The following is an 8,670-nucleotide window of genomic DNA, read 5'->3' on the forward strand; positions in this document are numbered from 1 at the left end:
GCTGTTAATTCAAGTAAATAACTACCATTAATGAGTCAAGAATGCAAGTATAAAATGCATCTTTCTGAAAAATCTTCGTTTTACTTTTATTCAATATTTATCTTCAAATTCAATCGATTACCATTTGTCGGTCAAACACTATATAGTACAAATCAACTTAAGTCTTGATTTAGAGTATAGTCATGCTGTATCAAAGTATTAATAAAGTTATTAAGAACTGTAATAAATGTTGTGTATCCCAGGAGGTTAAAATGCAACTATCTATAAAATCAGCAGACAAATTGAAACCGATTCCGGACAGCTCCGCTCTTAGTTTCGGTACAATATTTACCGATCATATGTTTAATATGGACTATAATCCCGAAAAAGGATGGCACAATCCCAGAATAGAGCCTTATGCACCGATTAACATGGATCCTTCAACAATGGTGCTTCATTACGGGCAATCCATATTCGAAGGCTTAAAAGCTTATCGCACAGGCAGCGGCTCAATTCAGCTTTTCAGACCAAAAGATAATTTTAAACGCTTCAATAATTCGTGCAGGCTTCTTTGCATCCCTGAAGTAGATGAAAATTTTCTTTTTGATTCACTTAAAAAATTAATAACAATTGAAAAAAATTGGCTCCCCGATGCACCCGGCACTTCATTGTATATAAGACCGACCATTATTGCCATGGATCCTTTCCTGGGAGTGCGGGCATCTTATACATACCGCTTATTTATTATCCTTTCACCGGTAGGAGCTTACTATTCGGCAGGTTTTAATCCTGTTAAAATCCTTGTTACCAAGGATCATGTAAGGGCTGTACGAGGCGGTCTGGGTGAGGCAAAGGCATCGGCAAATTATGCTGCAAGTCTTTATGCAGGCGAAGCAGCCCACAAAGAAGGTTATACACAGGTTTTATGGTTAGATGGCATTGAGCAGAAATATATTGAAGAGGTGGGCTCAATGAATATATTTTTTGTAATTGATGATGAAATTATAACGCCTTCCTTAAATGGCAGCATTCTTTCGGGAATCACCAGAAATTCTGTTCTGGCGCTTTCCAAATCATGGGGTCTTAAAACAATCGAACGCCGGATAACCATTGATGAAGTAATGCAAGCCCATGCTTCGGGAAAACTTAAAGAAGTTTTTGGTTCGGGAACAGCAGCAGTAATTTCTCCTGTTGGGGAGCTTAAGTATGGGGATAAGGTTATTACTGTATCAGATGGAAAAGTCGGCTCTGTAGCAAATAAACTGTTTAAAGCTTTGACCGACATACAGTATGGAAGAGAAAAAGATACCATGGGCTGGATTGAACAAGTAATCTGAACTTATGGAGAATATTAGTGGAACATTCCGAAATAAAAAAACATATCGCAGCTTTTACTGAAAAGATAAAAAAAGAAAACCTTCCCCAGGTGGTTGTTGATAGCTTCCTGTACTATTACCATAAAGTTATTAATGGTGAACGGGGCATAATATTTGACAAAGATATTGAATGCGTTAGGGAAAATGAGATCACTTATTCAAACGACCTGTCCGGATATTCAGATACCGGCAGGAAAGCATTAAAGAATACTGTCCGGATATTATTAAACGGTGGTCTTGGCACAAGCATGGGTTTAAGCAAAGCCAAATCACTTATTGGAGTCAGGGGCGAAAAAACATTTCTTGATATCATAATACAACAGTCTGAAAAAAATAATATAAGACTTGCTTTCATGAATAGTTTCGGAACCGATAAGGATACGGTCAAAGCCATGCAAAAAATGAATTTGCCGGTCTTTCCCATTACGTTCCTTCAGCATAAATATCCTAAAGTACTTCGTGATGGCTTCGGTCCTGCCGTATGTCCTAACAATAAAGAAATTGAATGGAACCCGCCGGGGCATGGAGATATATATGCTGCGCTTCAGACTTCAGGAATGCTTGATAAGCTTCTTTCCGAAGGGATAACATATGCTTTTATTTCAAATTCGGACAACCTGGGAGCTACAGTGGATGAGGCAATTCTGGGTTATTTTGCCCAAAATAATTTTCCTTTTTTAATGGAGGTTTCTGACAGAACGCCATCCGATTTAAAAGGCGGGCACATCGCCAGACATATAAACGGAAACCTTATTTTACGTGAGGTAGCCCAATGCTTTGAAAGTGAACTGGGTGCTTTCAGAGATGTGAGTTGTTACAGTTTTTTCAATACAAATAATATCTGGATAAATCTTATTTATTTGAAAGAACTTATCAAAGAAAAAGGATTTGTTTATCTTCCATTAATATTAAATCCGAAAACCCTTGACCCAAGAGATGATAATAGCCCGAAAGTATATCAAATTGAAACGGCCATGGGATCAGCTATTTCTCTTTTTGATGGAGCGACAGCAGTAAGGGTTCCAAGATCCAGATTTTATCCTGTCAAAAAATGCAGCGAGCTTCTTGCCGTGCGTTCCGATTGCTATCTTGTAGCCGATGAAAAACTGATTATCAATCCTGCAAGAAAGCTTATGGAAATACGGATACACCTTGATCCTAAGTATTACAGCAAAATAGATCAATTTAACGACAGGTTTAAAGAAGGAGTGCCTTCTTTGATAGAATGTGAATCTCTGTCAATAATAGGCGATGTTTATTTTGAAAAAGATGTCAAAATTGCTGGAAATGTAACAATAAAGAATACAGGTAATAACCCGGCTGTAATCACTAAAAATTCGATTATTAATAAAGATTTAACTTTTTGATATATTTAACATAATAATAGCTAATCAGTTCATAAGCTGTTGAGCTGGCAAGACAAACACATAACAGAATGTTCATTAAAGGCATCGGCTTATAATTGCCATATCAGCTTGCTAACATATGAGCTTTGTCTTCCTTAAGTCTTTATCTTCAGCTTATAGGAATTGATTTTTTTCTCACAGTATAGACCACTGTAACCGTGTCTTTTGAATCCGGTGCCATTTTGAGAGAAGGCGGACTCAGAGCTATTTTAACAGTAACAACTCCGGAATTATAGATATTTTCAAGATATATATTATCAGTATTCGCAGTTTTGATTCCATCCAGAATGCGGCTGGATCCGATCACCCTGACTTTATCCGGTATGATTTTGACTTTATCAAGCACCAGATCATTCGGGAGACTGCCCGCCCAAACAACCTTTACAGGCAGCACCTTTATAACAGGCACTCCAAGCGTTACTTCAACAACTGAAGGGATAACTCTTTTTAACATTATACCAGGTGGAAGAGATACGTTTTCATCTGTAAGCAGGAATGAATTTTTTCCTGCAACTGCTTTTGCAAGATCGATCCTGGCTTTCAATTGTTCAGGCCGTATTGATTTAATAAGAGAATCTGAGCCGCCTATATTAAGAATAACAGAATTTACCGAAGTATCCAGAATTTCCACATCCGAATTACGATTCATATATTCAACCGGTACTTCAAGATTAATAAAAGTTTCCATGCCTCTTGAGAAACTAAACCATACTCCCACAATAAAGAGAAATGAAACAAGAGCTGCAAAGGATATTCCAAGTTTTTCCTTCCGCTTATCATTATCAAGCTCAGGAACACCGCCCATATGCTCCTGAAGGATACGCCGGAAATCCTTTTCTTTGTTTATGCGATATATTCTTGAATCTTTAGCTACGGAAACCGTACCTCTTTCTTCAGATACGACTACAACCATTGCGTCTGTAGCTTCAGCCAGTCCAAGTGCGGCTCTGTGCCGCGTTCCATAATATGAAGGAAGATTATTATTGTGTGAAAGCGGAAGAATACAGGAAACTTCAAGAATTCTGTCTTTACTGATTATTGCCGCACCATCATGCACAGGATTGTCATGCCAGAAAATACTCATTATCATTTCTTTTGAAATAACACCACGCCATGGCAGACCGCCTTTTACATATTCTTCCAGATCATCTTTTGCAGGAAATACCAATAGAGCTCCCGTACGTTTACGAGCCAGCTCAAAAACACTTTGTGAAATTTTTTCAACAGGAGTGATAGAAGTTTTTTGAGGGAAACCCCATAAAAACGATTTTATATTTTTTGCCTGCAATACAGTTCGGATTTCATTTCTGAAAACAACAATTATTATAAGGGCTGCAACAGCGGTAATGCCCTGAATAGCCCAACTTGTTATTATGAGTTCTAAAGAAAAAGCTATTCTCTGGAAAAACCACAGAAAAGCTATTGCTATAAGTACTCGAAAAACATTAGTTCCGCGAAAAAGTATATAGAATCTGAACAGGATATAGCTGTTTAAAACAACATCGACAACATCCTGCCATCTGATGGAATAAAAAAATGAGAGAAAATCATGCATCTTTTTGTCTGTTCCAGGAAAATTATTAGAACTTGCGATTTAATTACTATACGGAATTGATTGCTCGCAGCTTGTCTAAGATTGTTGAAGTATAATGATTGGCCATTCGGAAAGCAAGTTAAAATATGATATGGCGGCCATTACAGACAATGACCCAGACAGCCCGGCAACACAGTTTTAAAATCGTTATTGCCTTCATATAAGTTGATATTTCGAACACTATAGCGTACATAAAACAAAATAAATAATTTGAGGTGTAACATTGCCCATATTATCAGTTGCTGAGGCACGAACTAAACTATATTGCTTCATTGACAAAACGTCTTTACCCCCTTTTATGCAACAACCAACAATGGAGAGATAAAACATGTTTACTCTAAAAGATGGAAGCAAAACGAATGATATCCGGTTGGATCGAGTCAAATTCTTTGATGATCGAAGCAAAGAATATCCGGTACGGCGCATGGTTGCAGCCAAAAAATTACGCTCTTACACCTGGCGTTGTAATGTCTATCTGGATCAGGGCAGAGAAGGCGCCTGCGTTGGGTTCGGCATCTCCCACGAGCTGGCGGCCAGACCTGCCGAAGTGCCTGGCTTGACCAATGCCTTTGCACGGGAAGCTGTTTATTGGGAGGCCCAGAAGATCGATGAATGGCCGGGTGGTTCATATCCGGGTGCGCAACAGAAGTACGAAGGTACTTCTGTGCTGTCCGGTGTCAAGATAGTACAAAAAAAAGGCTTTTTTGATTCCTACTACTGGGGTTTTAGTTTGAATGATCTTGCCCTTGGAGTGGGATACCGGGGTCCGGCTGTTTTGGGTCTGCCATGGCTGGAGAATATGTTTGATACCGATGATAAAGGATTCATCCACGCAACGGGAGATGAGATGGGTGGACACTGCATTTTATGCCGGGGCGTAAATGCCAGGGAAAAATATTTCTTGCTGCGTAACTCCTGGGGTCGTGATTGGGGAGTAAACGGTGATTGTAAAATCAGCTTTGATGACATGAAAAAATTGCTGGCCAATGGCGGTGAGTCCGTTTTTTTTCAAAACAGGCATAATGTGGCTTTGTGATATAATGTGATATAATAAGAATAAGTGATTCAGTTAAAAGTCCGCTTTGCTATTGTATCTGAGGGGGTACGGTGAAAAATTTTATTATTGCATGTTTGGGTCTCATATCAATATGTTATCTCCTTAATATCGGTGTGGGAGTGATTGAAGTTATTCCTGATAACATCCCGTTTGTCGGGAATTTGGATGAAGGAGGCGCTGCATTATTGCTTCTGATGTGTTTGCGGTATTTTGGCTTTGATCTTACAAAAATTTTTGAAAAATCTTCCAGCACCAATAAGGAAATTGAATGAAACAAATAATTATGAATGAAACTGATTTAGACTGGCGAAAGTGGCTGAAAAACGGCGACCAATATCTTAAAGCTGCAACACCCAAAGGTGAAAAAAACCGTTTTGGCGCTGATATAAGGTATAATTTACTTTCCATGTCTTTGGAAGGTTATGTAATGGCAATATTGGATTATCACAAAAAACTGCCGGATAATCACACTTTTATCGATCTTATTAATGGCCTTGAAACAGTAATGCCGATTGATGAAACACTGAAAAAACGCATTTTACAATACGAGAACATCCAGTCTATTTGCTCAATAGAAAAATACCACCGCAGCAGTCCGACAAAAGAAGAACTGGATGACTTAAAGGGTGCTATTACCGAAATCAGTATGATAGCACATAAAACATGCGTTTGATGTACTGCAGATTAAATTTGTTCCTGATAATCCTGCCGGGGCAGGCTTATCCAAGTAAGGCATAATGATTTGCGGGCTTTTTAAAAGACCATCAATTATGTTGCATTTTGAGTATTTTTTAAGATATAAAATTTTTTCAATAAATAAATTATTATTGCAATACAGATGGTTATAAACTGAAAAGCTTTAAATGACCCACACCATTTAAGCGAACAAAGCATTGAGCTGTGTTTTATAAAGGTTTCAAACGGAGGTAGAAATGGTCAGAGTTGGAGTCGTTGGTGCCACAGGATATGCAGGCGCTGAGCTTGTGCGTATTCTTTCGGGGCATCCGAAGGTAAAGATAACGGTTATTACTTCAAGGCAATATGCCGGGTTAAGATTTGATAAAGTATTTCCTTCTATGGCAGGTCATACTGATCTTGTATGCGAAGAGCTTTCCGTTGAGAAACTTTATAAAAGAGCTGAACTTTTTTTTCTGTCGCTTCCCCATAAAATACCGATGGAAATTGCGCCGGTTCTGATCAATAAGGGGAAAAAGGTTATTGATCTTTCAGCTGATTTCAGATTCAAAAATCATATAGTCTACTCTTCTTTCTACCAGGAACATACCGCAAAGGATCTTCTTGAAAAAGCGGTTTACGGGCTTAGCGAAGTATATTATGACAAGATAAAAACTGCTGATTTAATCGGCAACCCCGGATGTTATCCTACAAGTACACTGCTTCCGCTTATCCCTTTGCTGAAAGCGGGACTTGTTGACGCCAAAACCATTATCACCGATTCAAAGTCCGGTGTAAGCGGTGCAGGACGCTCCCTTGCCCTTTCATCCCATTTTTGCGAAGTTAATGAATCTTTCAGGGCTTACAAAGTTGCATCCCACAGGCACAATCCCGAAATCAATGAAATCCTGTCCTGTGAAGCAGGCAAAGATATAAAAATTACTTTTGTGCCACATCTTGTGCCAATGACAAGGGGTATGCTTACAACAAGTTATGCACAACTTAAAAAAAATATCAGTGCCCAGGATATTAACGAATGTATGAAATCTTTTTATTCCGGGCGGCCCTTTGTCAGACTATTGTATGATCAGAACAGGCTACCTGATACCTTGCATGTGAGAGGCACAAATTACTGCGACATAGGGTTTGTTATAGATAAAGAAACAAAGCGGATCATTTTAATTTCTGCTATAGATAATCTTGTAAAAGGAGCATCGGGGCAGGCGGTGCAGAATATGAATATAATGCTTGGATTTGATGAAACTACCGGGCTTAAAAATGTTCCTTATCCGTTGTAGCACAAAAGAAGGTTTAAAAGTTCTTGCTTACTTGACAAGAATTATCTAATGGACTAAATAGTTGAGCAATATTGTAAAATAAACCTGAATAATTTGAATTTATAACTTTTTTTTGAAAGGAGATTTAAAATGCCGGCAAAATTAATCCTGGGAACCGAAATCCGGGAACAGATACTGGAAGAAATTACAAAAGAGGTTGCTGAAATCAAGGGAAAACATGGTGTAGTTCCGGGTTTGGTTACAATTTTAGTTGGTGCAAACCCAGCTTCAATTTCCTATGTAACTTTAAAAATTCAGACTGCACATCGTGTTGGTTTTAAAGAAATGATGCCGGGCAAGCCTATTAACGAATCGAACCCGGATCTGAAAAGTCTCCCCGTTGACATATCGGAAGCAGACTTGCTTGCTACCATAGATAACTACAACAAGGATGATTCCGTAAATGGCATTCTGGTACAACTGCCGCTGCCAAAGCATATAGATGAGAAGAAGGTTTTAAACGCCATAGATCCGGATAAAGATGTTGATGGTTTTCATCCGGTCAATGTCGGTCGTTTAATGATTGGTGGTTCAGAGGTTAAATTTGCTCCATGTACACCTGCAGGAATCCAGGAAATGATCGTTCGCGCCGGAGTTGAAACAAGTGGTGCCGAAGTTGTTGTTGTAGGACGTTCCAATATTGTTGGAAAACCCATCGCAAACATGATGCTTCAAAAAGGTCCCGGCGCAAATTCAACTGTAACTATTGTTCACACAAGAACAAAAGACATGGCCTCGCATTGCAAACGCGCAGATATTCTTATTGTAGCAGCCGGTGTTCCTGACTTAGTAAAACCTGAATGGATTAAACCGGGCGCCTGTGTTATTGATGTGGGAGTAAACAGGGTTGGTGAAAAAGTCAGTGAAAAAACGGGCAAAAAAATAGCCATATTAAAAGGTGATGTTAATTTTGATGCGGCTAAGGAAATCGCAGGATATATTACACCGGTTCCCGGTGGTGTTGGACCTATGACAATTACAATGCTTATGAAAAACACTTTAAAATCTTTAAAGTTTAAACTTGGAATTGCTTGATATTTTGAGACAATAAAAAAAAGGGGGGCTATAAGCCCCCCTTTTTTTATTTATATCCCATAAAGTGATAGTATAATGGACCCCGAAATTTGAACTGATGGTTAAGCTACTTTTTCTGTGATATTGACTCCATTATAAAGGAGACAGAATGAGAAAGCAATATCCAGGGAATTTTAAAGCAAAGGTTGCATTGGAAGCCATCAGGTCAGAG

General features: G+C 38.7%; 8 protein-coding genes. 7 read left to right on the forward strand and 1 reads right to left on the reverse strand.

The window, feature by feature from the left end; all coding sequences use genetic code 11:
• The first annotated feature begins 251 nt into the window (after nucleotides 1–251).
• Nucleotides 252–1,316 (forward strand): branched-chain amino acid aminotransferase, encoded by a 1,065-nt coding sequence (locus VXK47_RS19070; RefSeq protein ID WP_435550375.1) that lies wholly within the window; start codon nucleotides 252–254, stop codon nucleotides 1,314–1,316.
• Between the two features lie 17 nt (nucleotides 1,317–1,333).
• Nucleotides 1,334–2,722 (forward strand): UTP--glucose-1-phosphate uridylyltransferase, encoded by a 1,389-nt coding sequence (locus tag VXK47_RS19075; RefSeq protein ID WP_435550376.1) that lies wholly within the window; start codon nucleotides 1,334–1,336, stop codon nucleotides 2,720–2,722.
• A 148-nt stretch (nucleotides 2,723–2,870) separates the two neighbouring features.
• On the opposite strand, the gene VXK47_RS19080 is transcribed toward VXK47_RS19075, so the two are convergent.
• A complete protein-coding gene (locus VXK47_RS19080; protein WP_435550377.1) occupies nucleotides 2,871–4,316 on the reverse strand; it encodes a diadenylate cyclase in 1,446 nt (481 codons plus the stop codon).
• 367 nt (nucleotides 4,317–4,683) lie between these two features.
• Between VXK47_RS19080 and VXK47_RS19085 the strand changes: the two genes are divergently transcribed.
• The 5 genes from VXK47_RS19085 (at nucleotide 4,684) to folD (ending at nucleotide 8,459) form a co-directional block, all read left to right on the forward strand.
• Nucleotides 4,684–5,391, forward strand: a complete 708-nt coding sequence (locus tag VXK47_RS19085; RefSeq protein ID WP_435550378.1) for a C1 family peptidase — start codon at nucleotides 4,684–4,686, stop codon at nucleotides 5,389–5,391.
• 71 nt (nucleotides 5,392–5,462) lie between these two features.
• Nucleotides 5,463–5,684, forward strand: a complete 222-nt coding sequence (locus VXK47_RS19090) for a hypothetical protein (RefSeq protein WP_435550379.1) — start codon at nucleotides 5,463–5,465, stop codon at nucleotides 5,682–5,684.
• Nucleotides 5,681–6,085: a hypothetical protein gene (locus VXK47_RS19095; protein WP_435550380.1), complete on the forward strand. Its 405-nt coding sequence runs from the start codon at nucleotides 5,681–5,683 to the stop codon at nucleotides 6,083–6,085. The genes VXK47_RS19090 and VXK47_RS19095 overlap by 4 nt, the downstream gene beginning before the upstream one ends.
• 259 nt (nucleotides 6,086–6,344) lie before the next feature.
• Complete coding sequence (argC, locus tag VXK47_RS19100) at nucleotides 6,345–7,385, forward strand: N-acetyl-gamma-glutamyl-phosphate reductase (RefSeq protein WP_435550381.1); 1,041 nt, start codon at nucleotides 6,345–6,347, stop codon at nucleotides 7,383–7,385.
• A 129-nt stretch (nucleotides 7,386–7,514) separates the two neighbouring features.
• Nucleotides 7,515–8,459 carry a bifunctional methylenetetrahydrofolate dehydrogenase/methenyltetrahydrofolate cyclohydrolase FolD gene (folD, locus tag VXK47_RS19105; protein WP_435550382.1) on the forward strand — a complete coding sequence of 315 codons (945 nt, stop codon included), beginning with the start codon at nucleotides 7,515–7,517 and terminating at the stop codon, nucleotides 8,457–8,459.
• The last annotated feature ends 211 nt before the right edge of the window (nucleotides 8,460–8,670 follow it).

The organism is Desulfobacterium sp. N47 (genome assembly GCF_051233685.1).
GTDB lineage: Bacteria > Desulfobacterota > Desulfobacteria > Desulfobacterales > RPRI01 > RPRI01.

Coding starts and splice junctions, on each gene's coding strand:
- VXK47_RS19070 (WP_435550375.1), top strand. CDS start 252: ATGCAACTATCTATAAAATCAGCAGACAAATTGAAACCGATTCCGGAC.
- VXK47_RS19080 (WP_435550377.1), bottom strand. CDS start 4,316: ATGCATGATTTTCTCTCATTTTTTTATTCCATCAGATGGCAGGATGTT.
- VXK47_RS19085 (WP_435550378.1), top strand. CDS start 4,684: ATGTTTACTCTAAAAGATGGAAGCAAAACGAATGATATCCGGTTGGAT.
- VXK47_RS19095 (WP_435550380.1), top strand. CDS start 5,681: ATGAAACAAATAATTATGAATGAAACTGATTTAGACTGGCGAAAGTGG.
- argC (WP_435550381.1), top strand. CDS start 6,345: ATGGTCAGAGTTGGAGTCGTTGGTGCCACAGGATATGCAGGCGCTGAG.
- folD (WP_435550382.1), top strand. CDS start 7,515: ATGCCGGCAAAATTAATCCTGGGAACCGAAATCCGGGAACAGATACTG.